The sequence below is a fragment of the Rathayibacter sp. AY1A3 genome, assembly GCF_002930975.1.
Lineage (GTDB): Bacteria > Actinomycetota > Actinomycetes > Actinomycetales > Microbacteriaceae > Rathayibacter.
The window spans coordinates 35,528-56,976 of record NZ_PSTO01000020.1; the positions used below are offsets into that span (position 1 = coordinate 35,528).

The following is a 21,449-nucleotide window of genomic DNA, read 5'->3' on the forward strand; positions in this document are numbered from 1 at the left end:
CGGTGGCACCCGCGAGGGGGCCGGGTGTGCACGAGCGCTCGGAGGAGGAGCCGCCCCTCCCGCAGCCGAGCCACCTCGCCCGCTCCACTCAGGGGACCTCGTGCCCCCGGCCCGCCTGCCCGCCGAGCAGCGGGCGCAGCGCGGTCGCGACGGCGTCCGCGCGCTCCTCGCCGCCGAACCAGGCGTTGCCCGCCCGGACGAGCGGGTAGGCGGCCTCGAGGAGGTCGCGCCCCGCCGGGGTCAGGGCGATCCGGGAGTGACGGCCGCGGCCGCGCTCGGCGCCCCGGTCGAGCAGGCCCCGCTCCGCCAGCCCGGCGACCAGGGCGGTCATGCTCTGCGGGCGGACGCCGACGGCGCGGGCGAGGTCGGCCTGCGTCAGCCCGTCGGCCGCCGAGAGCTGCGCCAGCACGCCGAACTCGACCGGGCTGAGCCCGACCGGCGCGAGCGCGTCGCCGACCCGCCTCGCCAGGTCGCGGGCGGCGCGGATGACCGTCCAGGCGGCGATCGCGTCGACGTCGTCGCGGGTCAGGGAGAACTCCGAGGACATGGACCGAGCGTAGCGGCGTAGTCTTCAAGTATCAGTTAGTTGATACCTAGGAGGAATCATGAGCGACGTGATCGCGATCACCGGAGTCACCGGCGACGTCGGCGGCAAGACCTTCGAGCGGCTCGTGGCGGCCGGCGCGCCCGTCCGGGCGATCGTCCGCCGGCCGGAGCAGGCGGCGGCCCTCGCGGCCCGCGGCCTCGACGCGCGGATCGCCGACCTCGGCGACGGGGCCGCATTGACCGCCGCCCTCCGGGGCGCCGACCAGCTCTTCCTGGTCACCGCCGCCACCCCGCGCCAGGCCGAGCACGGCGCCACCGCCGTCCGCGCCGCCCAGGAGGCGGGCGTCCGCGCGCTCGTGCAGCTCTCCGGCGGCGACGCGGCCGAGCACTCGCCGCTCCCCTGGGGCCGCGCGATCTGGCGGACCGACGAGCGGGTGCGCGCCTCCGGGCTGCCCGCGACGATCCTCCACGCCTCGGGCTTCCTGACGAACCTCGAGCCCTCGGCACCCGCGATCTCGCGCGGTCTGCTCCCGCAGACGATGGGGCGCGGCGTCATCCCGTGGATCGACACCGCCGACATCGCCCGGGTCGCCGCGCGCGTCCTCGAGGCGGGAGGGCACACCGGCGCCGAGCCCGTCCTCACCGGACCGGCCCTGCTCGACGGGCCCGGCGCCGCCCGCGAGCTGACCGCGGGCCTCGGGCGGCGCGTCCGCTACCTGCACCTGCCCAGCCGCGTGTTCGCCGGTGTCCTGCGCCTCACCGGCATGTCCGCGTGGCAGGCGGAGGGGCTCCGCCGGCAGTTCGGTGTCGTCGCCCGCCGCGGCCTGGACGGCGTCGACGTGCTCACCGACGAAGTCGAGCGGATCACGGGGACGCCGGCCCGCTCGACGGCCGACTGGGCGCGGTCCCGCCGCTCCGTGCTCCTCGGGTAGGAGCAGCCGCGACCCCTGCACGCTCCACCCGGCACCGGTACCCCTACCCGTGGATCCGCCGCAGGCGCATCGTAGGGCTGTGAAGCAGATCCAGTACGCCGGCGCGACCTTCCAGGTGGGGGACGCGGTCGCCGACGCACTCGTCTCCTACGCCTCCGGGCTCGCCGCTCACGGCCGCACCGACAGTGTCGAGCTCCCCGTGCTCGGCGGCGACGGCCACGCGACGGTCGTGACACTGCTGCTCAACTCCGCGACGAGCCTCTTCGTCTCCGGCGCCGCAGGCCTCCTGCCCGGGCTCGACGAGAAGGCGGTCGCCGCCGACCTCCGCCAGCGGACGCAGTGGCTGGACGCGGTCCCGGCGGTCACCGCCGTGGAGCCGAGCGCTCCGGAGGACCTGATCTGGCTCGAGTTCCCGGAGGTCGCGGCCCTGATGGACCCCGAGACCAGCGCCCACTCCCCCGCGACGCTCCACCTCGTCGAGCACTCGCCGCGGCGCGACTCCCTCGTCTTCACCGTCGTCTACGTCAGCACCCTCGACCGCGACCTGGGCTCGGGGGAGATCCGCCGGCTGCTCGAGACGAGCCGCCGCAACAACGTCGAGCACGGCATCTCGGGGATGCTCGTCTTCCGCGGCCGCCGCGTGATGCAGCTGCTCGAGGGCGAGGAGTCGGACGTGCGCTCGCTCTACGCGCGGATCCTCGCCGACCCGCGGCACGAGGGCGTGGTCACCGTCTGGACCAGCGTGCACGAGCAGCGCCGCTTCCCGGACTGGTCGATGGGCTTCGACGAGCTCGACCTGCCTGTCGAGCGGCCCGCCTCCTGGCCCGAGCCGGACCTCCCCGAGCAGTCGATCGACGCCGTGGCGGACGACTACCTCCGCCGCCGGTCGGAGGCGCTGCGGAGCGCGCTGGTGAGCAGCGACCCCCTCGTCGCGAGCCTCGCCGTCATCCTGCACGGGCACCGCCCCGAGCGCGTCCTCGAGGGCGGCGCCGGAGTGCGGCTCCGCTGCGCCGAGTGCCGCGCCTTCGACGCCCACGACGGGTACGACTCCTACCCCTGCGCGACCGCGAGGACCGCGATCCAGGCGCTCGAGGCGGCCTGACGCGAGCCGGGCGGCCGTGCGGGATCACCGTCCCGGGGCGCTCCGAGCGCACCCCCCTTCCGCGGGTCTGCGCAAGCCCGTCCGCTCGCCCCGGCGCGCCCCTAGGGTGAGGCCATGACCGATCCCGGCGCGGCCCGCTACGACGTCCTCATCATCGGCGGCGGCAACGCCGGACTCTCGACCGCGGGACGGCTGCGGCGCTCCGGAGTGGACGACGTCGCGGTGATCGAGCCCCGGTCGACCCACGTCTACCAGCCGATGCTCTCCCACGTCGCGGGCGGCACCGCACCCGCCTCCGCGGCGACCCGGCCCCAGGGCTCGGTGACGCCGAAGGGGGTCGTCTGGATCCAGGACCGCGTCGAGACGATCGACCCGGTCGCGCACACGGTCACCCTCCTCTCCGGCCGCACCGTCGGCTACGGGCAGCTCGTCGTCTGCCCCGGGATCCAGAAGGACTGGGCCGCGGTCCCCGGGCTCCAGGAGGCGATGGACTCGCCGTTCGGAGTGTCCAACTACGAGTACGAGTACGCCCGCAAGGCGTCGCAGGTGCTCCGCGAGGTCCGCTCCGGCACCGTCGTCTTCACGCAGCCCGGCGGCCCCGGCACCTGCTCCGGCGCCTCGCAGAAGCCGATGTACCTCGCCTGCGACTACTGGCGCGCGACCGGCGTCCTCGACCGCATCCGCGTCGTGCTCGTCGTGCCGACCCCCACCCTGTTCGGGATGCCGCTGATCGACTCCGAGCTCGAGCGGAAGGTGGCGGAGTACGGGATCGAGGTCCGCTACGGCCGCGAGCTGGTCGAGGTCGACGCGGCCGAGCGGCGGGTCGTCCTCGCCGTCGACGAGCGCGCGACCGCCCTCCCCGGCCCCGACCGCGCGCGGCGCTCGACCGACGGCCCGCGCGAGACGCTGTCGTACGACGTGCTGCACGCCGTGCCCCCGCAGTCGGCCCCCGACTGGCTGGCCGGCACCGGGCTGGCCGCCGAGGGCGACGAGGGCGGCTTCGTCGAGGTCGACCCGCTGACCCTGCGGCACCCGCGGTTCCCCGACGTCTGGGCGCTCGGCGACGCGGCGGCCACGGTCAACTCGAAGTCCGGAGGAGCACTGCGCCAGCAGACCACCACGCTCGCGAGGAACCTCGTCGCCGCGCAGAAGGGGCGCCCGCTCCCCCGCGTGTACAACGGCTACTCCGTCTGCCCCTTCGTGGTCTCGCGCTCGAGCGTGGTGTTCGCCGAGTTCGACGACCGCTACCGCCCGAAGCCGACCGTCCCCTTCTGGACGGGCCTGGCGAAGGAGCGGCGCCTCACCTACCTCGCCGACCGCCGCGTCCTGCCGTGGGTGTACTGGAACCTGATCCTGCAGGGACGGGCCTGAGCGTCCTCTTCCGGACATGTCCGGAAGAGGCGCTTGCCGCTGCCGGAGGCGCTCCCGAGACTGAGGGGTCGGCACCACCGTCCGACGTGCCCCCTCGTCTCCTGGAGGACCCGATGCGGCCCAGCCCGACTCCCGACCGCTCCGGCACCGCGCGATGACGACCGCGCAGGACTGGGGGCCCTCGACCGACGCGGACTCCGCCGGCGGTCCGCCCGCGTCGCGGAGGCAGCGCGTGCGGGCCTGGATGCGCGGCGGCTCCTTCGGGCCGACCGGCCTCACCCGGCGCGGCTGCCTCCTGGTGCTGGCGTCGGTGCTCGTGGTGGCGGTGCCGGTCGTCGCGCTGACGCTCGCGCACGTCGATCCGCACGCGTCGCTCAAGGTCTGGATCCTGGCGATCACGCTGATCGCGCTGGTCGGAGCGCTGCTCCGGGTCGTCGCCGACGCCGGTCCGGACCCGCAGGCCGACCTCGACCGCGCGGGAAAGGCGGTCGGAGCAGTGGCCGCGGCCTACACGGCGCTGGCCGTGATCATCGACTGGGGGATGCTGCACCTCTGAGGCGCGGTCAGCGGGCCTCGTCGCGCGGGTCGTCCGTGCCGTCGGGAGCGCTGCCGATCACGTCCGGTGTGCCGCCGGTGCCGCCCTGCGCGCTCCCGGTCCCGCCCTGCGCCGCTCGCTCGTCCTCGCGCCGGCTGAGCCAGCCCGGGCCCTCGCGCCGCAGCCGCTCCGCCTCCGGACTCGGGACGGGCGGCGCCGCCGGCCGCCGCAGGAGCCGCACCTGCCGGACCGCGCCGAGCACCACTCCGGCGCCGAACAGCGGCAGGCCGAGCAGGAGCACCAGCCACAGCGGCGCGTGCCGGCGTCCGCCGCCGACGACCGCGCCGAGATCCCAGCCCGCGTCCGCCGCCAGCCAGAGCATCCCCGCCACGAAGACGGCGCTCACCAGCGAGAGCGCCCAGGGCTGCGCGAGGAGGAGCGCCTGCGTGCGCTCCGTGCGGAAACCCTTCGCCATGCGCCGATCCTAGGCGGGCGTCAGCCGGCGAGGATCCGGTCGACCAGCCCCTGCGCGTCGCCCTCCGCGGGAACGATCTGCACGGTGTCGCCCTCGATCGGCTGCATCACGGAGAGCGCCGACTCGACCCGGTCTCCCGCGCGGAGGAGGAGCCGGGCGTCGGCCCCCTCGTCGATGGCCGCCTGCGAGCCGCGGCGCAGGAGGGCGGCGCCCGCCTCGTCGAACCGGACGTCGACGACTCCCGTGCTCGGATCGGCCTCGACCGCGGCGACGCCCGCGCGGGTGAAGTCCTCGGGATCGACGAGGACGTCCTGCCCGCCGACCGGGACGCACTGCGGATCGGAGCCGGGCTCGCAGAGCGCCGAGACGGCGACCCCGAGGCCGCCGACGGGCTCCGGAGTGGCGGACGGGGACGCCGCGGGCGACGACCCGGCGGAGCAGCCGGTCAGGGCGAGCAGGAGGAGCGCGGCGGCTCCGGGGGCGGTGCGGCGGATCACGGGATCTCCTCGGGTCGCGTCGGAGCGCGCCACGATACCGAGGCTCCGGCGCTGCGGCCACTCGGCGGCACGGCTCGGGCGGAGCGGCTGCGGCGGGCGGCGGCGGACCGGAGGAACCCGGCCGGATCCCCGGGCTGGTCGCTCGGGGCCGGACCCCGCTCGATCCCTCCGCACGGGGCCGGTCGGAGCCCGGCCTCCCGGAGCCCGCCCCTCAGAGGCGGACGACCAGCTTCACCGCCGACACACCCTCGTGCAGCCGGTCGAGGGCGGGCTGCAGCGCGGCGAGCCCCTCACCCACCACCTCGGGCGCCGGGGCGCAGACGTGACGGCCTTCGGCGAGCGCCGCCGGCAGGTGGTCGCGCCACAGCATCGGCCCCACCTCGTTCGTCATCAGCGAGCCGCCCCAGACGAAGCGGGCGCGGATGCCGCGGCGCCGGGCCGCGATCTGCAGCGCCGCGGTGCCGCCGACCACGCGCAGCATCGTCCGCACGAAGGCCGCGCTGACACCGCGCCGACGCGGGAGCGAGCCGAACGAGACGGAGGGGCTGGCCAGGGCGACGCGTCGCGCTCCGGTGCCCGCGGCCACCGCCACCGACGGGGCACCGGAGCCCGTCCCGATCGCGAGCACCCCCGCGACCTCGTGGCCCGCGAGCGCCGCCACCAGGTCGGCGACGACGGTGGGGCTGCGGTAGTCGAGGACGATCTCGGCGCCCAGCTCGCGCATCCGATCGTGGTTGCGGGGGGACGCGGTCGTCGCCACGCGGTGCCCGGAGGCGACAGCGAGCTGGATCGCGTTGCTCCCCACGCTCGTCGTCCCACCCCAGACCACGACCGTCCTGCCCGTCGGCCGGACCGGGGCGCTCGGGTGCGGCAGGGCGAGGTGGTCCCGCTGGAACAGCGCCGTCGCCGCCGTCGAGACCGCGAGCGGCAGCACCGCCGCCTCCTCGAAGCCCAGCCGGTCGGGGATCGGCGCCGCCAGGTCCTCGCGCACGACCGTGTACTCCTGGAACGCGCCCTCGTCGCGGTTCCGCCGCCCGCGCTCCATCCCGACCGCGTACGCGACGACCCGGTCGCCGACGGCGAAGCGCGTGACTCCAGGGCCGACCGCCTCGACCACTCCGGCCACGTCCTCCCCGAGCACCGCCGGGTACGGCACCCACCGGAACATCAGATCGCCCGTCCACTGCTTCATCTCGTCGACCGGGTTCACGGCCAGGGCGCGGTTGCGCAGCAGGACCTCCCCCGGACCGGGGACGGGCGTCGGAGCGGGGCGGACGACGAGGTCGGCCCGCGGGGCGGTCAGCAGGGCGGCGGCGTTCTCGGGCACGGGCGGCTCCAGTCGGAAGTGATGGCAGGACGTGTCGTCACACTACTCCTGATGACACGTCGTGTCGTCAGCTATCCTGGGCGGATGTCACGCTGGGCTCCCGACGCCGCCCTCCGCCTCGAGCAGGCGGCGATGGAGCTCTTCGCCGAGCACGGCTACGCGGGCACCACCGTCCCCGCGATCGCGGAGCGCGCCGGGCTCACCACCCGCACCTTCTTCCGCCACTTCGCCGACAAGCGCGACGTCCTCTTCCTCCGCGAGCGCGAGTTCCCCGAGATCGTCGGCCGCCTGCTCGCCGGCGCCCCCGCCGGCCTCGCGCCGATGGACCTCGTGATGCACGGCCTCGAGGCGGCCGCCTCGGGCGACCTCCAGACCTGGCGCGCTCCGATCGCCGCCCGCCGTGCCGTCGTGCGCTCCGAGCCGCAGCTGCGCGAGCGCGAGCTCCTGAAGTCGGCCGCCCTCGCCGAGAGCATGCGCGCCGCCCTCGTCGACGCCGAAGTCGCGCCGGAGGACGCGGCCCTCGCCGCCCTCGCGGCCTCCGCCCTCTTCGACCTCGCCCTGGAGCGCTGGCTCGCCGCGCCCGAGGGCTCCCTCCTGGTCGACGTCCTCCGCGCCGAGCGCGCACGCCTCGGCGCGCTGCTCGCGCGCTGACCCGCACGACGCTGTCGAGGCGTCGCGAACGGTCGTCCTCCGCGGCGGGAGGCGGCCGTTCGCGACGCCTCGGACCGGCGAGCGGGGGACGATCCGCTCAGAGCGCCCAGGGGAAGGCGGGGGCGTTCGAGCGGGCGCCCTGCGCGGCCTTCGAGCGGCCGGGCTCGCCGAGCTCGGCGAGCAGCGCCTCCGACTCGCCGACGAGGACCGCCAGCGCGCCGGGCGTGAACCAGTCGGGACGCAGGGCGAACAGGAGGTCCTCGGTCGCCGTGTTGCCGCTGGCGCCCGGCGCGAAGGGGCAGCCGCCGAGGCCGCCGAGCGCGCCGTCGACCACCGCGGCCCCGGCCTGCACGGCGGCGATCGCGTTCGCGACGCCCGAGCCCCAGGTGTCGTGGCCGTGGAACACGATCTCGCGGGGCGGGGTCTCCGCGGCCACGCGCGAGACGAGCGACGCCACCTGGCCGGCGTGCGCCTGACCGAGCGTGTCGCAGACGACCACGTCGGCCGCTCCCGCCGCTCGCGGGTCACGCGCGATCGCGAGCACGCGCTCCGGGTCGACCGGGCCCTCGAACGGGCAGGTGAACGAGGTGGCGATGCACAGCTGGATCCGCCCGCCGACGCTCTCGGCGAGCGCGACCGCCTCCGGCATCGCGGCCAGGCTCGCCTCGGTCGGCCTGCCGACGTTGGCGAGGTTGTGCGAGTCCGACGCCGAGAAGCAGTACTGGAAGCGGCGCGCCCCCGCGGCGGCCGCACGCTCGACGTGGCGCGGAGTCGCGACCCACACCCAGCACCGCTCCAGCTCCTCGGGAGTGAGCGCGGCGATCACGTCGAGGGTGTCGGCCATCGGAGGGACGAGGTCGCCGCGCGCGAGCGAGCCGATCTCGAGCTCGGGCACTCCCGCGGCGAGCAGCGTGCGCGCGAGGTCGACCTTGCGCTCGGTCGTCAGGAGCTTGCCGGTGAGCTGCAGGCCGTCGCGGAGGGTGACGTCTCGCAGGCGCGCGGAGGTGAGCGCGGTCACCGGCCGGCCTCCTCGGCAGCGGCGGCGGAGGGAGCGGCAGGAGCCCCGCCGGCGGAGGGAGCAGCGGGACCGGTGCGCCGGAGCATCCCCAGCACCTCCTCGGTGTCCTGGCCCAGGTCGGGCGCGAGCGAGCGGATGGGGAGGGAGCGGCCGCCGAGCACCGGCACGATCCCCGGGAAGCCCACGCCGCGCAGGGTGCCGCCGGCGTCCTCGACGTCGAAGGCCTGGATCATGTCGCGCGCCGCGTACTGCTCGCTCGCGCTGATGTCGGCGGCCGTGTAGATCGGGCCGGAGGGGACGCCCTCGTCGTCGAGGACCGCGAGCGCCTCGGCGGCGGTGCGGCCCGCCGTCCACGCGCCGATCACCGCGTCCAGCTCGTCGCGCCGGGCCCAGCGCTGCTCGTTCGAGGCGAGCGCCGGGTCCTCGCCCAGGTCGGCGCGGCCGATCACCGCCATCAGCCGCTGGAAGATCGCGTCCGCGTTCCCCGCGATCACGATGCTCGCCCCGTCGGCGCAGGTGTAGGCGTTGGTCGGGGCGATGCCCTCCATCCGCCCGCCGACGCGCTCCCGGACGATGCCGTGCGCCTGGTAGTCGGGGATCAGCGACTCCGTCATCGAGAACATCGCCTCGTGCAGCGCGACGTCGACGACCCGCTCCGCCAGCGGTGCCGGATCCAGCCCCGCGGAGCGGCGGGTCTCGCGCTGGAACAGCGCCATCATCACTCCGTAGCCCGCGTACAGCCCGGCGATCGAGTCGCCGATCGAGACGCCGACGCGCACGGGCGGCCGGTCCGGGTCGCCGACCAGCTCGCGGAACCCGCCCATCGCCTCCGCGACCGCCGCGAACCCGGGCCGGGCCGACAGCGGGCCGGTCTGCCCGAACGCGGAGATGCGGCCGATCACGATTCCGGGCCGGGCCTCGTCGAGCACGGCCGGCCCGATCCCCCAGCGCTCGAGCGTGCCGGGCCGGAAGTTCTCGAGCACCACGTCGCACTCGGCGACCAGGCGGCGGACGGCGTCCCGCCCCTCGTCCGTGCGCAGGTCGAGCGCGATCGAGCGCTTGTTGCGGTTGATCGTGTGGAAGAGGAGCGAGGTCTCGGACCCCTCGTGCAGCCGCCAGCGGCGCAGCTCGTCCCCCGTGCCGGGCCGCTCCACCTTGATCACCTCGGCGCCGAAGTCGGCGAGCAGCCGGCCCGCGGTGGGCGCCGCGATGAAGTTGCCGAGCTCGAGGACGCGGACGCCCGCGAGCGGGAGGGGTGCGGTCATGGCACGGCCTTTCGCTCCCGTCGAGGCTAGCGCGGAGGACGGCGCCACCCCCTGCCCTCAGGCGGACGCCCGACCTACACTTGCCGGACATCATGCGCAGACACACCCTCACTCCGCGACCGGACTGGCGAGCCCGCTGCGACGAGATCGGCTTCAGCTTCTACGACCTCCCCTCCGAGGGCGGCCGCCCCTACTGGAACGAGTCCGCGGCGTACTCCTTCGAGCCCGCCGAGATCGACCTGCTCGAGCGCACGACCTCGGAGCTCTTCGACCTCTGCATGGAGGCGTGCGAGCTCGTGGTGCGGAAGGGCCGCTTCGCCGAGTTCGGCATCCCGCCCCGCTTCCACGAGCTGGTGCGCACCTCGTGGGACGAGGACGACCCCACGGTCTACGGCCGCTTCGACCTCGCCTACGACGGCGCGGGCGCGGTGAAGCTGCTCGAGTTCAACGCCGACACCCCGACCTCGCTGGTCGAGACCGCCGCGGCCCAGTGGCAGTGGCTCGTCGAGACGAAGGGTCCCGACGCCGACCAGTTCAACAGCCTGCACGAGCAGCTCGTCGAGCAGTGGCGCCACCTCCGCCTCGAGCGCTGGAGCCTCGACGAGGGCGCCCGGCTGCACCTCGCGTCGCTGCACGACTCCGGAGACGGCGAGCTGATCGTCGAGGACGCCGACACCGTCGCCTACATGGCCGAGACCGCGGCGCAGGCCGGCTTCGACCCCAAGCTGATCTTCGTCGAGGACATCCGCTACGAGCTCGACGGCGCCGGCTTCCTCGACGGCGACGGCGAGCCGATCCGCCACGTCTTCAAGCTGTACCCGTGGGAGTGGATGCTCGGCGAGCAGTTCGGCGGCCTCCTCCTCGACCGGCGCGAGCGCACCCGCTGGGTCGAGCCGGCGTGGAAGCTCCTGCTCAGCAACAAGCAGCTGCTGGTGGTGCTGTGGGAGATGTTCCGCGGCCACCCGAACCTGCTGCCCGCCTCCGTGCATCCGCTGCCCGGCACCGCCCAGGTGCGCAAGCCGCGCCTGGGCCGGGAGGGCGCCAACGTGACGGTCCTCGACGCCGACGGCTCGGTCGTCGCCGAGAACGGCGGGAGCTACGGCGCCGAGGGCTTCATCCACCAGGAGCGCGCCGAGCTGGCCCGGGTCGACGGGAAGACCGTCGTCATCGGCAGCTGGATCGTCGGCGAGACCCCGGCCGGCATCGACGTGCGCGAGACGAGCGGCCTGATCACCGGCGACCTGGCGGAGTTCGTCCCCCACTACATCGAGGGCGGACGGAGCGACGGGGCCGCGACGGCCGCGGACGCCGCGTCGGCCGCCTCCCGCCCCGGGCACGGCGCCACCCCCGCCTACGGCGCTCCCGCGCCCGGCACCCCCGCGCCCGAGTACGGCGCCCCCGAGCACGACCGGCCGCAGGACACCCGCGCGGCCCGCCCGCAGGACGAGGAGACCCGATGACGGACGACGACCGCACCCCCCGCGATTCCGGGAAGTCGAGCTCCGGGAACGACTGGGGCAGCCGCGAGCCCGCGGCGGGCTCCGGCACGCCGAGCGGCGGAACGAGCGGCGGCACCGGCCGAGGCGACGGCTCCACCCGCACCGCTCCCCACCGCTCCCGGAGCGTCGGGATCAGCGGCATCGCGAAGAACCGTCGCGGCCTGCTCATCGGCGGCGCGGTCGCGGTCGGCGCGGTGGGCCTCGCCGTCGCCCTCGCGAACGGCGGCCCCTCGACCGACGGCGTCGTCGCCACGGGAGCCGACGGCCAGGACTACGTCATCCCCGAGAACGCCGAGCGCCCCGTCTACGCGAGCCGTGAGGACTGCCTCGCCGACGTGCGGGAGCAGATCGCCCAGCTCCAGGCGCAGGGCGAGGAGGTCGGCGACGACCCCGAGCAGCTGTGCGAGGCGACCGACGAGTACCGCGGGCACTACGCCGGCGGCTTCTGGCTCGGCCCGCTGATCTTCGCGTCCTCGCGCTGGAACTCGACGCGGGCGACCAGCTGGGCGCCCGTCGCGTCCGGTGGCTTCGCGGCCCGCGGAGCGACCCAGCCCGACGTCGTGCAGCGCGCGCCGGCCGGCTCGACCGTCGGCTCGAAGGCGACCCTCTCGGGCGGCTTCGGCTCCTCCGGCAAGTCCGGCTTCGGCTCCACCGTCGGCGGCTGACCGCAGCGCACCTCCGCCCGCGCGCCCGGGACGCGCGCCGAGACATCCGCCTGCCGCCGAGACACCGCTCGCACGCCGGCCGTCTCGTCGATCGCGAGGACGGCTCGCCGCCGCTCCCGCTCTCAGGAGGAGGGCGTCGCGCTCGGGAAGAAGTGCCGCTCGACGGGATCGCCGTCGGCGTGCGTCAGCGCCGCCGCGCGGATCTCGCGGTCGCGGCCGGTCAGCCGCTGGGTCTCCTGCCGCCGGAACTCGCCCCACGAGGGCACCATGAACGTCTCCAGCTGCACGTCGGCCTCCTCCCCGCTCCGGTAGAGCGCCCACCGCGAGGCGCCGGTCCGGCGGCGGGAGCTCTCCAGCAGCCGCATGGCCGATCGGAAGTCCGCGAGGGAGTCGGGGCGGACCGTCCACGAGATCTGCACCATCACCGGCCCGTCCGTCGGCTCCGGCTCGAACACCAGCGTGGGCGTGGGCCACGACATCGAGATGCTGCGGTCGACGGTTCCCGTCCCCGGCAGCAGGGGCAGCACCCGCACGCTGGCCGCCACGAGGAGGAGCAGAGCGGCCGCCGCGGCGTACGCGGGCGCGGTGCCGAGCACCTGCGCGGCCAGGCCCCAGCCGATCGAGCCGACCGCCATGGTCCCCATGAAGACCAGGATGTAGATCGAGGCTCCGCGTGACCGCACCCACTGCGGCAGTGTGAGCTGCAGTGCCGCGTTCAGCACGGTGAGGGTGCCGATCCAGGCCAGCCCCGCGAGGACCAGCAGCAGCAGCGCCGGGACGAGGGGCAGGAAGGCCGCCGCGAGCGTCCCCGCCGCGAACAGCACGGCGCTCGCCCCGATCACGACGTCGTCCGAGAGCTTCCGGCGGGCGAGCGGCAGGGCGAAGACGCCGAGCACGGCACCGGCACCGAGGGCCCCGAGGAGGAAGCCGTAGCCGCTGGAGTCGAGCTGGAGGCGCTTCGCGGTGAGCGGCAGCAGCGCCCAGAGCGCACTGGCGGGCAGGGCGAAGAGCGCGGAGCGGAGGAGGATCCGGCGGACGAGGTGGGCGGAGGCGACGTACCGGATCCCTCCCTTCAGCGCGGCGCCGAACTGCTCGCGGTCGTCGAGGCCGGTCTGCGCCGGCCGCTTCCACCAGAGCAGGGCGAGCACGGCGCCGATGAAGCTCAGGGCGTTGATGCCGAAGACCACCGGAGCGCCGAACGCCGAGAGGACGACTCCCGCCAGGGCCGGGCCGACCGCGCGGGCGCCGTTCACGGTCACGCCGCCGAGGGCCGACGACGCCGCGATCAGGTTCCGGGGCACGAGCTCCGGCTGGATCGCCTGCCAGGCCGGCGAGGTCAGGGTGGAGGTGATGCCGAGGAGGAAGGTGAAGGCCAGGATCGTCCACGGCGTCAGCGCGCCGACCGCCGCCACGACCGTCAGAGCGGCCGCCAGCAGCGCGCTGGCCGACGACCCCCAGATGAGCAGCCGCCGCCGGTCGAGCGAGTCGGCCAGCACGCCCGCGGGGAGGGCGACGAGGATCGAGGGCGCCAGGCTCGCCGTCTGCACGAGCGCGACGACCGCCGCGCCCGCGGCCGCCTCGACCAGGTACCACTGGGCTCCGACGGTCTGCATCCAGGTGCCGATGTTGCTGCCCAGCTGGGCGAACCACAGCACGCGGAAGGCGGTGATCGCCATGGGCGCCCAGGCCGACGGCTGCGCCGGCGCGGACGTCTGCGCCGGGGCGGCGGGAGCGGGAGCCGGAGCGACGTCCTCAGTCACGGGGCACGGCCTGCCGCACGGAGAAGAGGTTGCCGAACGGGTCCAGCAGCTGGCACAGCCGCTCCCCCGTGAACACCGTCTTCGGACCGCGGTGGGCGACGGCGCCGTTCGCCGTCCAGTCGGCGACGACGGCGTCGACGTCGGGGACCGTCCAGTACGGGCTCGTGCCGTCGGGTCCGGGCCGGTTCAGCTCGTCCCGCTCGTGCAGCGTCAGGCGGGTGCCGTCCAGGTCGTAGGCCACGAGCGCCCCGCCGCGGACGACGGGCTCGCGCCCGAGCCGCGCCGAGTACCAGTCGATCGCGGCGTCGAGGTCGTCGACGAAGTAGAAGACGTTTCCGACTCCGGCGAACTCCGTCGTCGTCATGCTCGGGCCGGCGGGAGGGCGTCGCGGAGGAAGGCGAGCGAGGGGCCGATGGCCGCCTCCGTGTACCCCTCGGCGTGACGGGTGCCCGGGATCAGCTGCAGCGTGCTGGCGACTCCGACCGCGGAGAGCGCCGCCTGCATGGCCTGCGCGTCGCTCACGGGGACGAACTCGCCGAGCGAGTTGGCCAGGAACACCGGCCCGCCGTCCGGGGAGGCGTGGCGCGTCGTGGAGGCGGCGGTGAGCAGCCCGCGGTCGCCCCCGACCTCGTTGAGGATCGTCCAGCGCAGGAAGGCGTCGTTCCGGCCGGTCTGGTTGATGTCGGCGCTCTTCATGGCGTCGAGGTCCTGCGTCGTCGGCGTGGCCGGGAGGTCGTCGGTCGCCTCGACGATGCCGAGGAGGTCGAACATCCCCGACCAGCTGACGGCGGGCCGACCGGTGGCGATCGCGGCCTCCACGACCAGGTTCCCGCCCGCCGATCCGCCGAAGAACGCCAGCCTGCTCCGGTCGAACGCCCACTCGGACGCGACCGCCCACCGCTCCGCGGCGAGCACGTCGTCCCTGCTGGCCGGGAAGACCGAGTCCGGAGCCTCGCGGTAGTCCGCCGCGAACACGAGGTAGCCGGCGTCGACCAGCATCGTCGCGAGCGCCCGCTCCTTGCTCTTGTCCCCCCGGAACCACCCGCCGCCGTGGATCAGCACGACGGCCGGCCGAGCAGCGTCCTCGGCCGGGGACACCGACCTGCTGTACACGTCCAGCACCTGCGGCGACGACCCCCCTTCGACGTACGGAACCCCGATGCTCACTGACGGCTCGTCCGACACGGTGACCCCCTCCGGTCCAGATTCTCGACTGCAGTCAGACCGTAGGAGCCGGGGGCGGCGCGAGCCAGGCCCTGCCGGGGTCACCCAGGAGGGCGCCCGCAGGCCCGCCTCCCGCGGCTGGGCGGATCGCGACTAGCCTCGGAGGGTGTTCCTGACCGAGCCTTACGGCTTCCGCGACCGCTCCGCCCTCGACGAGCGCCGGGCCCTGCTCGAGGACGAGCCCTCGGTGCAGCCCCTCCGGGCGTTCCGCGAGGAGCTCCTCGCCCGGCGCACGCGCAGGCATCCCGGTGCCGTGGTGCCCGACTTCGACCCGGCCGAGGCCGGCGTCGAGGCGCGTGCGCTCATCGTGCTGGAGGCCCCGGGACCGATGTCGGCCGGCCCCGACGGCTCCGGCTTCGTCTCGGTCGACAACGACGATGCGACCGCCGCCTCGACCTGGACCCTCCGCGACGAGGTCGGACTGCACGCCCGCACCCTGGTCTGGAACATCGTGCCGTGGCAGCTCGACGGCGCCCCCGACGCGGACGAGGTGCGGCAGGGCGCGATGGAGCTGCGCCGGCTCCTGCCGCTGCTCCCCGACCTGCGGGTCGTCGTCAACGCCGGAACCGCGCCGACCAGCGGCTGGAAGAAGAACATCGAGCCGTACCTGGTCGACGGCCCGACGGTCATCGACTCGTGGAGCCCCGGCCAGCGGGCGATGAGCCAGCCCCGCAAGCGCGACGAGCTGAAGCGCGCCTTCGAGCGCGCGACGCACCTGGTCGGCTGAGCCCCCGGGGCTCCGAGGCGTCACGAACGGTCGTCATCCGAGCCGGGAGGCGGCCCTTCGCGACGCCTCGACCGCCGGCGGGCGGTCCGCTCAGGCCGAGCGGGCGTCCCGCAGCGCGTCGGCCGACTGCTGCGCGGCGCGGCGGACGTCGCGGTCCGGGTCGCGGAGCATGCCCGTCAGGACGGCCTCGACGCTCGCCGCGAACTCGCCCTTCGCGTCGCGACCGGAGGAGATCCCCGCCAGAGCGGCCGCCACGAGAGCGCGCGCTCCTGCCGCGCGGACCCGGGGGTGCTCGTCGGTGGTCAGGCGGGACAGCTTCTTCTGCCCGCCCAGCACGCGCTCGGCGCAGACGCGGGCGCACATCTCGCGGACGCGCCAGGAGGGGTTCGCGAGTCCGGCGGTCACCGCGTCGGCGGCGTCGTCGTCCCAGACGTAGAGGAGCGCGCGGGCACCCCAGAGCTCGGGCCAGTAGAGGGAGGGCGCTCCCTTGAGGATCCCGTCGGCGTGCTCGCCGCCCACGGTGAGGAGGAAGGACTCGCCCTCGTACCCGCCGGTGAGCAGGGCCGCGGATCGCAGAGCGACGTTGCGCTCCCCCTCGCGGGCGACCTGCGCGCGCAGGCGCTCCTCGAGCGGATCGGTGAGGGTGACGGTCGGTTCGTTGTCGCGTGCCATGAGGCTCCCGAGAGTACTCGCCCGCCCCGCGCCACGGCGGATCCCGCAGCGGAACGGACGATGCCCGCCCGCTCAGGAGGCGCCCACCGGGAGGTCGGCCCCGCCTGACTATGCTGGTGCCACCCCCGACAGCCGAGCCCTCTGAGCCTCGTCCGCGCCGGGGTGGCGCGGCTCACCCGCCCGGGGAGCGGAGGAGGTCCTCTCATGGCCGATCGGCCGAACCTCCGCCATGTCGCGGCGGTCGCGGGCGTCTCGCACATGACCGTGTCGCGCGTGCTCAGCGGGCACCCCAACATCAAGGAGTCGACCCGCCAGAAGGTCCTCGAGGCGGTCGACGAGCTCAACTACCGGCCGAACATCGCCGCCCGCTCCCTCGTCACGCAGCGCACCGACCGCATCGGCGTGATGATCGAGAGCGGCGCCGAGTACGGTCCGTCGAGCACCCTCCGCGCGATCGAGCGCGCCGCCCGCGAGAAGGGGTACTCGATCACCTCCGTCGCGCTGCGGCCGGACCTCGAGATGACCCCCACCGACGCGATCGACCACCTGATGGGCCTCGGGATCGACGCGCTCTGCGTGATCGCGCCGCGCTCCTCCTCCGTGGCGACCCTCCGCACCGTCGAGATCGGCGTGCCGACGCTCGTGGTGAAGAGCGACAAGGATCCGAGCTTCCTCACCGTCTCGGTCGACCAGCAGGCCGGCATGTTCCAGGCCGTCGACCACCTGGGCAACCTCGGCCACCGCGACGTGCTGCACCTCTCCGGCCCCCTCGACTGGCTCGACGCGCGCGCCCGCGAGCGCGCCTTCCACAGCCGCGCGAAGTCGTGGGGGATGCACGAGCGCCCCATCGTCATCGGCGACTGGACCCCGGACTCCGGGTACGACTTCGCCGCGAGCCTGCAGTCGGTGCCCGACTTCACCGCGATGGTCGTCGCGAACGACGAGATGGCGCTCGGAGTGATCCACGGCCTCGTCGAGCGCGGGATCCGCGTGCCCGAGGACGTGAGCATCGTCGGCTTCGACGACCTGCCCACCGCCCGCCACTTCCTCCCGCCGCTGACGACGGTCCGCCAGGACTTCGACAAGCTCGGGACGACGGTCGCCGAGGTGATCCACGCGAGGATCCGCGGCCAGGAGATCCCGCAGCGCACCCGGATCCCCACGGAGCTGGTGATCCGCTCCTCCACGGCCGCTCCCCGATCGTGACCCTCCTGTTCCCGTCCCGCCGCATGCGCTCGCGTATCATCGGCGGCAGCCCCTGGCACGCCGGACCCTGACGGCGCGCCGCACACGAACCGAGGACGGCACGTGGCGATCTCATCGAGGACGACCCGGAGCTCCGCGGCACCCGTCGTCGAGATGACCGGCATCCGCGTCTCCTTCGCCTCCGGACCCGCTCTGAAGGACGGGAACCTGCGGCTGGTGCCGGGCGAGATCCACGGGCTGATGGGCGAGAACGGCGCGGGCAAGTCCACGCTGATCAAGACGCTGACCGGCATCCACCAGCCCGACGCGGGCGAGATCCTCGTCGACGGCGTCGCCCGGCGCTTCAGCGGTCCGGCGGAGGCGAAGGCGGCGGGCATCACGGCCGTGTTCCAGGACGAGCGCCTCACCGACAACCTCAGCATCGGCGAGAACGTGATGCTCGGCCACGAGGTCCGCGGCCGCTTCGGCATCTCCTGGTCGCGCACCCACCACCGCGCGGCCGAGATGCTCGCCGAGCTGGGCCTGGAGGACCTCGACCCGCACCTGCCGCTGCGCTCGCTCTCGCCGGCGATCCGCCAGCTTGTCGCGATCAGCCGCGCGATGGTCGACCGTCCGCGCGTGCTCGTGCTCGACGAGCCCACCTCCAGCCTCGACCTCAGCGACGTGGCCCGCCTCTTCACGGTGCTGCGGAGGCTGCGCGACCAGGGCGTCGCGATCCTGTTCGTCTCGCACTTCCTCGAGCAGGTCCTCACCCTCAGCGACCGGCTGACGGTGCTCCGCGACGGCGGCACCGTCGGCGAGTACCCGGCGCACACCATGGACCGCGCCGAGCTGATCGCGAAGATGATCGGCAAGGACATCGACGCGCTGCGGCAGATCGGCTCCGACCGCCGCGAGCACCGCCGCCAGCCGGTCGGCCCGGCGATCTACCGCGCGCACGGGATCGGCCGCCGCGGCGCCGTGGGCCCGACCGATCTGGAGCTGCACCGCGGCGAGATCGTGGGCTTCGCGGGCCTGCGCGGCTCGGGGCGCACCGAGCTGGCGTCGCTGGTGAGCGGGGTCGAGAAGCCGGACACCGGCGAGGTGCTGATCGACGGCCAGCCCGCGCACATCTCCGACCCGGTGTCGGGCCTGCGCCACCGCATCGCCCACTCGAGCGAGAACCGCCGCGAGGACGGGATCATCGGCGACCTCTCCCTCCGCGAGAACCTCGTGCTGGGCCTGCAGGCTCTGCGCGGCTGGGCGCACCCGCTGTCGGCCGCCGAGACCGACACCCTGGTGCGCACCTACGTCGAGGCGCTGAACATCACGCCGGCCGACCCGGACATCCCGGTGAAGTACCTCTCCGGAGGCAACCAGCAGAAGGTGGTCCTCGCGCGGTGGCTCGCGACCCGTCCGCGGCTGCTCGTGCTCGACGAGCCGGCGCGCGGGATCGACGTGGCGTCGAAGGTCGAGATCCAGGCGCACATCGCGCAGCTCGCGAAGGAGGGGGTGACCGTCGTCTACATCTCGTCCGAGCTGGAGGAGGTGGTGCGCCTCAGCGACCGCATCGTCGTGTTCAAGGACCGCGAGAAGATCGGCGAGGTCAGCAACGGCCCCTGGCTCACCGTCGACACGATCGTCGAGATGATCGCCGCCGACCGCGACGACGACCTCGACGACGACGACGACTGACCTCCCCCGCCGGCCGAGCGGCCGCACCGTCCACCGGGTCTCGATGAGCCGTCCGGGCTGCTCGACCGCCAGGACCTCGACGCGCCGGCGGGTCCCGCTCGGGCGCCGGGCCTGCGAGGATCCGGGGGTGGACGATCAGCGACCGGACGAGCTCGCGGAGCTGCAGCGGCGCGCCTACGGCCGAGGCTCCGACATCGAGCGGGACCCCGGCGCGCTCGCCCGGCTCTCCGCGCTCGAGGCCCGCGTCCGTCCCGCCCTCGGCACCGCACTGCCGGACGCGGTGGTTCCCGCGGTCTCCGGGGAGGCGGCGCCGGAGGACGCGGCACCTTCCGCGGACGCCTCCGCCGACGAGGAGTCCGACCCCCTCGGCCACGTCCCGCCCCGCCGCTCCCGTCGGCGCGGCCTCCTCCTCCTCGCCGCGCTGGCCGCGACGGCCGCCGTCGCCGCGGGGGCCACCCTCCTCGCCACCGCCGGGGACGGACAGCCCGGCCGCGAGGTCGCCGTGCTGCCGCTGTCGAACGGCACCGACCTCCCCGGCTGGGAGGGACTGGGGTTCGACGGATCGGTCACCACCGAGGACTTCGGCGGGCTCACCGTCGTGCGGCAGAGCCTGCCCGCCGACACGGGGCTCACCGTCGTCCGGCAGCGCCGCTCCTCGAGCGCCGGCTCCTGCCTCTACATCCTGCGGACCGCCGAGCCGCAGGACGGCCTGTTCTTCCAGGGCTGCACGGCCGGACCGTTCCCCGCGGTCGCGCAGTTCACCGTGACGTCGGCGGCGCCGGAGGCCCTGCGCGAGCGGTTCCCGATCGGCACGTCCCTGCGGTTCGCCCTCGAGGGCGACGAGATCCGCGTCCGATCCGACGCCCCCTGACCGCTCAGATCCCCGTCCGCCCGTGCGGATCGCCCACCTTCTTCGACTCGCTCGACCCGCGCTCGCGCAGGAACACGGCGAGCGCCGCCATGCTGCCCACCGCGAGGAACTCCGACTGCCAGTTCTGGAGCGTCCGGTTCCAGAAGTCGGCGGAGGAGACGTAGCCGAGCCAGTCGACGGGCGCCTCCAGGCTCGTCAGCTGCTCCTCGTTGTAGGCCACGACGCCCGTCACCGACTGCGCCGCCCAGGACAGCAGGAACACCGCCCCCATCACCAGCAGCAGCGAGTGCGAGAACAGCGCCTGCCGCAGGCCGCCGGCGGACGCCGAGGGCGGTGAATCGTCCTCCGCGGACGCGCCCGCCTTCTGCTGCTCGTCGGTCTCGAGCCCCTCCTCGCCCACCCGCTTCGACTCGGGCGACCCGCGCTGCACGAGCCAGACGGTCGCGCCGATGTAGAGGAAGAACTGGAGATACTCCGACTGCCAGTTCTCGGCGACGTCGATCGCGAAGTCGGAGGAGGTGACGAAGCGCCAGTAGCCGACCTCCCGCAGCCCCTCCGCGACCTGGGTGTCGTTGTAGGCGGCGAGCCCGGCGAACGACTGCCCGAGGAGAGCGAGCAGGAAGATCGCGAGGAAGAACAGCGAGAGCCCGTTCTCGCGCAGGAAGCGGCGCATCCGGCTCACCTCCCGAGGATCCCGACGGCGAAGACCCGATCAGGCCGAGCACGATCACGGCGTAGTAGAGGGCGGAGACGGTGCGCACATCAGCTCCCGTCCAGGACGCAGTCGAAGGGCGCGTCCGCCACCGGCGTGCAGCCGGCCGCGCGCACCAGCCAGCCGTCGTCACCCGGGGTGAGGAACACCGCGGTGCCGCCGGAGCGCACGATCGCCGCCCGGCCGTAGACCTCGGCGTCTCCTGCTCCGTCTTCCGTGATCCCGAGCTCCAGCACGCCGTCGGGGCAGTCGCCCTCCCGGTCCTCCACGGCCTCGCGGGCGGAATCGGTGAGCAGCGCGCACGCCGCGGCGCCGTCGGCGTCGGCGAGCGCGGAGAGGAAGGCGTCGGCCGCGTGGCGGGCCGCCGCGCCGTCCGCGGAGCATCCGCAGAGCGCGAGCACGAGGGCCGCCGTCGCGGCCGTCGCGGGGACGGAGCGCGATCGAGGGAGCATCATGGCCAGGGAAGCTACTCCCGGGCCCGACCACCGGGCAGAGGGTTGCCATCGGGCCCTGCGGGGCCCCGCGACCGGATCGTTACCGAAGCGCACCGTCGTGCTGTTGCGTCACAAGAATTGTTCACGGTAACATTTCGACGCGGCGCTGCTTCGGCCGGCGCCCACTGCACATCCTGCACTCACCGCACCTCGGGCCGCTAGGCCCGCATTCGAGGCCCTTCGGGGTCCACCATCTCGGGCGCGCTCTTCGTGCCCGCGATCTCAA

Annotated in this window: 23 protein-coding genes; 11 read left to right on the forward strand and 12 right to left on the reverse strand. The window is 74.6% G+C overall.

The features are described from left to right. Positions 1–88 precede the first annotated feature (88 nt). Positions 89–547, reverse strand: coding sequence for a MarR family winged helix-turn-helix transcriptional regulator (locus C5C10_RS10805; RefSeq protein WP_104329220.1), 459 nt, complete (start codon positions 545–547; stop codon positions 89–91). A gap of 58 nt (positions 548–605) precedes the next feature. Here C5C10_RS10805 and C5C10_RS10810 point away from each other — a divergent pair, with 58 nt between their 5' ends. The 4 genes from C5C10_RS10810 (at position 606) to C5C10_RS10825 (ending at position 4,507) form a co-directional block, all read left to right on the forward strand. Next, positions 606–1,478, forward strand: coding sequence for an NAD(P)H-binding protein (locus C5C10_RS10810; RefSeq protein ID WP_104329221.1), 873 nt, complete (start codon positions 606–608; stop codon positions 1,476–1,478). Between the two features lie 79 nt (positions 1,479–1,557). Next, the gene (locus C5C10_RS10815; RefSeq protein WP_104329222.1) at positions 1,558–2,580 is read left to right on the forward strand and encodes a BLUF domain-containing protein; all 1,023 of its coding nucleotides are present in this window, start codon (positions 1,558–1,560) and stop codon (positions 2,578–2,580) included. Positions 2,581–2,694: 114 nt separating this feature from the next. After that, complete coding sequence (locus C5C10_RS10820; RefSeq protein ID WP_104329223.1) at positions 2,695–3,951, forward strand: NAD(P)/FAD-dependent oxidoreductase; 1,257 nt, start codon at positions 2,695–2,697, stop codon at positions 3,949–3,951. Positions 3,952–4,105: 154 nt separating this feature from the next. After that, positions 4,106–4,507 (forward strand): hypothetical protein, encoded by a 402-nt coding sequence (locus tag C5C10_RS10825; RefSeq protein ID WP_104226999.1) that lies wholly within the window; start codon positions 4,106–4,108, stop codon positions 4,505–4,507. A gap of 7 nt (positions 4,508–4,514) precedes the next feature. Here the strand turns inward: C5C10_RS10825 and C5C10_RS10830 are convergent, their stop codons facing one another. From C5C10_RS10830 to C5C10_RS10840, 3 genes are all read right to left on the reverse strand, one after another. Beyond that, positions 4,515–4,961, reverse strand: a complete 447-nt coding sequence (locus C5C10_RS10830; RefSeq protein WP_104247793.1) for a hypothetical protein — start codon at positions 4,959–4,961, stop codon at positions 4,515–4,517. Between the two features lie 20 nt (positions 4,962–4,981). Further along, entirely contained in the window at positions 4,982–5,458 is a 477-nt protein-coding gene (locus C5C10_RS10835; protein WP_104329224.1) for a hypothetical protein, read from the reverse strand. A 211-nt stretch (positions 5,459–5,669) separates the two neighbouring features. Continuing rightward, on the reverse strand, positions 5,670–6,785 hold the full coding sequence (locus C5C10_RS10840; protein ID WP_104329225.1) for a zinc-binding alcohol dehydrogenase family protein: 1,116 nt from the start codon (positions 6,783–6,785) through the stop codon (positions 5,670–5,672). A gap of 84 nt (positions 6,786–6,869) precedes the next feature. Between C5C10_RS10840 and C5C10_RS10845 the strand changes: the two genes are divergently transcribed. Then, positions 6,870–7,436 carry a TetR/AcrR family transcriptional regulator gene (locus C5C10_RS10845; RefSeq protein ID WP_181073445.1) on the forward strand — a complete coding sequence of 189 codons (567 nt, stop codon included), beginning with the start codon at positions 6,870–6,872 and terminating at the stop codon, positions 7,434–7,436. A 97-nt stretch (positions 7,437–7,533) separates the two neighbouring features. Here the strand turns inward: C5C10_RS10845 and C5C10_RS10850 are convergent, their stop codons facing one another. After that, on the reverse strand, positions 7,534–8,454 hold the full coding sequence (locus C5C10_RS10850; protein WP_104329227.1) for a hydroxymethylglutaryl-CoA lyase: 921 nt from the start codon (positions 8,452–8,454) through the stop codon (positions 7,534–7,536). Beyond that, positions 8,451–9,719 carry a CaiB/BaiF CoA-transferase family protein gene (locus C5C10_RS10855; RefSeq protein WP_104329228.1) on the reverse strand — a complete coding sequence of 423 codons (1,269 nt, stop codon included), beginning with the start codon at positions 9,717–9,719 and terminating at the stop codon, positions 8,451–8,453. The genes C5C10_RS10850 and C5C10_RS10855 overlap by 4 nt, the downstream gene beginning before the upstream one ends. Before the next feature lie 92 nt (positions 9,720–9,811). Here C5C10_RS10855 and C5C10_RS10860 point away from each other — a divergent pair, with 92 nt between their 5' ends. Both C5C10_RS10860 and C5C10_RS10865 read left to right on the forward strand, forming a co-directional pair. After that, positions 9,812–11,179: a glutathionylspermidine synthase family protein gene (locus C5C10_RS10860; RefSeq protein ID WP_181073446.1), complete on the forward strand. Its 1,368-nt coding sequence runs from the start codon at positions 9,812–9,814 to the stop codon at positions 11,177–11,179. Continuing rightward, positions 11,176–11,883 (forward strand): hypothetical protein, encoded by a 708-nt coding sequence (locus tag C5C10_RS10865; RefSeq protein ID WP_104329229.1) that lies wholly within the window; start codon positions 11,176–11,178, stop codon positions 11,881–11,883. Before C5C10_RS10860 ends, C5C10_RS10865 begins: the two co-directional genes overlap by 4 nt. A gap of 122 nt (positions 11,884–12,005) precedes the next feature. Here the strand turns inward: C5C10_RS10865 and C5C10_RS10870 are convergent, their stop codons facing one another. From C5C10_RS10870 to C5C10_RS10880, 3 genes are read right to left on the reverse strand one after another with little or no spacing between them, the layout of a single operon-like run. Beyond that, positions 12,006–13,643 carry an MFS transporter gene (locus tag C5C10_RS10870; RefSeq protein WP_244229506.1) on the reverse strand — a complete coding sequence of 546 codons (1,638 nt, stop codon included), beginning with the start codon at positions 13,641–13,643 and terminating at the stop codon, positions 12,006–12,008. Continuing rightward, positions 13,636–14,007 carry a VOC family protein gene (locus tag C5C10_RS10875; protein WP_104257734.1) on the reverse strand — a complete coding sequence of 124 codons (372 nt, stop codon included), beginning with the start codon at positions 14,005–14,007 and terminating at the stop codon, positions 13,636–13,638. The genes C5C10_RS10870 and C5C10_RS10875 overlap by 8 nt, the downstream gene beginning before the upstream one ends. Continuing rightward, entirely contained in the window at positions 14,004–14,741 is a 738-nt protein-coding gene (locus C5C10_RS10880) for an alpha/beta hydrolase (RefSeq protein WP_159940689.1), read from the reverse strand. Before C5C10_RS10880 ends, C5C10_RS10875 begins: the two co-directional genes overlap by 4 nt. A gap of 232 nt (positions 14,742–14,973) precedes the next feature. On the opposite strand from C5C10_RS10880, the gene C5C10_RS10885 reads away from it, so the two are divergent. Then, the gene (locus C5C10_RS10885) at positions 14,974–15,594 is read left to right on the forward strand and encodes a uracil-DNA glycosylase (protein ID WP_258060547.1); all 621 of its coding nucleotides are present in this window, start codon (positions 14,974–14,976) and stop codon (positions 15,592–15,594) included. Positions 15,595–15,684: 90 nt separating this feature from the next. Here C5C10_RS10885 and C5C10_RS10890 read toward each other — a convergent pair whose 3' ends face one another. Continuing rightward, positions 15,685–16,266 carry a HEAT repeat domain-containing protein gene (locus C5C10_RS10890; protein WP_244230570.1) on the reverse strand — a complete coding sequence of 194 codons (582 nt, stop codon included), beginning with the start codon at positions 16,264–16,266 and terminating at the stop codon, positions 15,685–15,687. Positions 16,267–16,470: 204 nt separating this feature from the next. On the opposite strand from C5C10_RS10890, the gene C5C10_RS10895 reads away from it, so the two are divergent. From C5C10_RS10895 to C5C10_RS10905, 3 genes are all read left to right on the forward strand, one after another. Then, positions 16,471–17,472, forward strand: coding sequence for a LacI family DNA-binding transcriptional regulator (locus tag C5C10_RS10895; protein ID WP_104238662.1), 1,002 nt, complete (start codon positions 16,471–16,473; stop codon positions 17,470–17,472). Positions 17,473–17,625: 153 nt separating this feature from the next. Beyond that, positions 17,626–19,146: a sugar ABC transporter ATP-binding protein gene (locus tag C5C10_RS10900; RefSeq protein ID WP_104329234.1), complete on the forward strand. Its 1,521-nt coding sequence runs from the start codon at positions 17,626–17,628 to the stop codon at positions 19,144–19,146. Positions 19,147–19,273: 127 nt separating this feature from the next. Further along, complete coding sequence (locus C5C10_RS10905; protein ID WP_104329230.1) at positions 19,274–20,017, forward strand: hypothetical protein; 744 nt, start codon at positions 19,274–19,276, stop codon at positions 20,015–20,017. A gap of 4 nt (positions 20,018–20,021) precedes the next feature. On the opposite strand, the gene C5C10_RS10910 is transcribed toward C5C10_RS10905, so the two are convergent. Then, positions 20,022–20,690 carry a DUF6766 family protein gene (locus C5C10_RS10910; protein ID WP_104227010.1) on the reverse strand — a complete coding sequence of 223 codons (669 nt, stop codon included), beginning with the start codon at positions 20,688–20,690 and terminating at the stop codon, positions 20,022–20,024. An 89-nt stretch (positions 20,691–20,779) separates the two neighbouring features. Continuing rightward, the gene (locus C5C10_RS10915; RefSeq protein ID WP_104282985.1) at positions 20,780–21,184 is read right to left on the reverse strand and encodes a hypothetical protein; all 405 of its coding nucleotides are present in this window, start codon (positions 21,182–21,184) and stop codon (positions 20,780–20,782) included. Positions 21,185–21,449: the final 265 nt, after the last annotated feature.

What these genes read in the sequence shown, in the direction of transcription:
- C5C10_RS10910 (WP_104227010.1), bottom strand. Translation starts at nt 20,690, where the DNA reads ATGCGCCGCTTCCTGCGCGAGAACGGGCTCTCGCTGTTCTTCCTCGCG.
- C5C10_RS10820 (WP_104329223.1), top strand. Translation starts at nt 2,695, where the DNA reads ATGACCGATCCCGGCGCGGCCCGCTACGACGTCCTCATCATCGGCGGC.
- C5C10_RS10865 (WP_104329229.1), top strand. Translation starts at nt 11,176, where the DNA reads ATGACGGACGACGACCGCACCCCCCGCGATTCCGGGAAGTCGAGCTCC.
- C5C10_RS10830 (WP_104247793.1), bottom strand. Translation starts at nt 4,961, where the DNA reads ATGGCGAAGGGTTTCCGCACGGAGCGCACGCAGGCGCTCCTCCTCGCG.
- C5C10_RS10875 (WP_104257734.1), bottom strand. Translation starts at nt 14,007, where the DNA reads ATGACGACGACGGAGTTCGCCGGAGTCGGAAACGTCTTCTACTTCGTC.
- C5C10_RS10855 (WP_104329228.1), bottom strand. Translation starts at nt 9,719, where the DNA reads ATGACCGCACCCCTCCCGCTCGCGGGCGTCCGCGTCCTCGAGCTCGGC.
- C5C10_RS10915 (WP_104282985.1), bottom strand. Translation starts at nt 21,184, where the DNA reads ATGATGCTCCCTCGATCGCGCTCCGTCCCCGCGACGGCCGCGACGGCG.
- C5C10_RS10845 (WP_181073445.1), top strand. Translation starts at nt 6,870, where the DNA reads ATGTCACGCTGGGCTCCCGACGCCGCCCTCCGCCTCGAGCAGGCGGCG.
- C5C10_RS10825 (WP_104226999.1), top strand. Translation starts at nt 4,106, where the DNA reads ATGACGACCGCGCAGGACTGGGGGCCCTCGACCGACGCGGACTCCGCC.
- C5C10_RS10805 (WP_104329220.1), bottom strand. Translation starts at nt 547, where the DNA reads ATGTCCTCGGAGTTCTCCCTGACCCGCGACGACGTCGACGCGATCGCC.
- C5C10_RS10810 (WP_104329221.1), top strand. Translation starts at nt 606, where the DNA reads ATGAGCGACGTGATCGCGATCACCGGAGTCACCGGCGACGTCGGCGGC.
- C5C10_RS10860 (WP_181073446.1), top strand. Translation starts at nt 9,812, where the DNA reads ATGCGCAGACACACCCTCACTCCGCGACCGGACTGGCGAGCCCGCTGC.
- C5C10_RS10895 (WP_104238662.1), top strand. Translation starts at nt 16,471, where the DNA reads ATGGCCGATCGGCCGAACCTCCGCCATGTCGCGGCGGTCGCGGGCGTC.
- C5C10_RS10890 (WP_244230570.1), bottom strand. Translation starts at nt 16,266, where the DNA reads ATGGCACGCGACAACGAACCGACCGTCACCCTCACCGATCCGCTCGAG.
- C5C10_RS10900 (WP_104329234.1), top strand. Translation starts at nt 17,626, where the DNA reads ATGACCGGCATCCGCGTCTCCTTCGCCTCCGGACCCGCTCTGAAGGAC.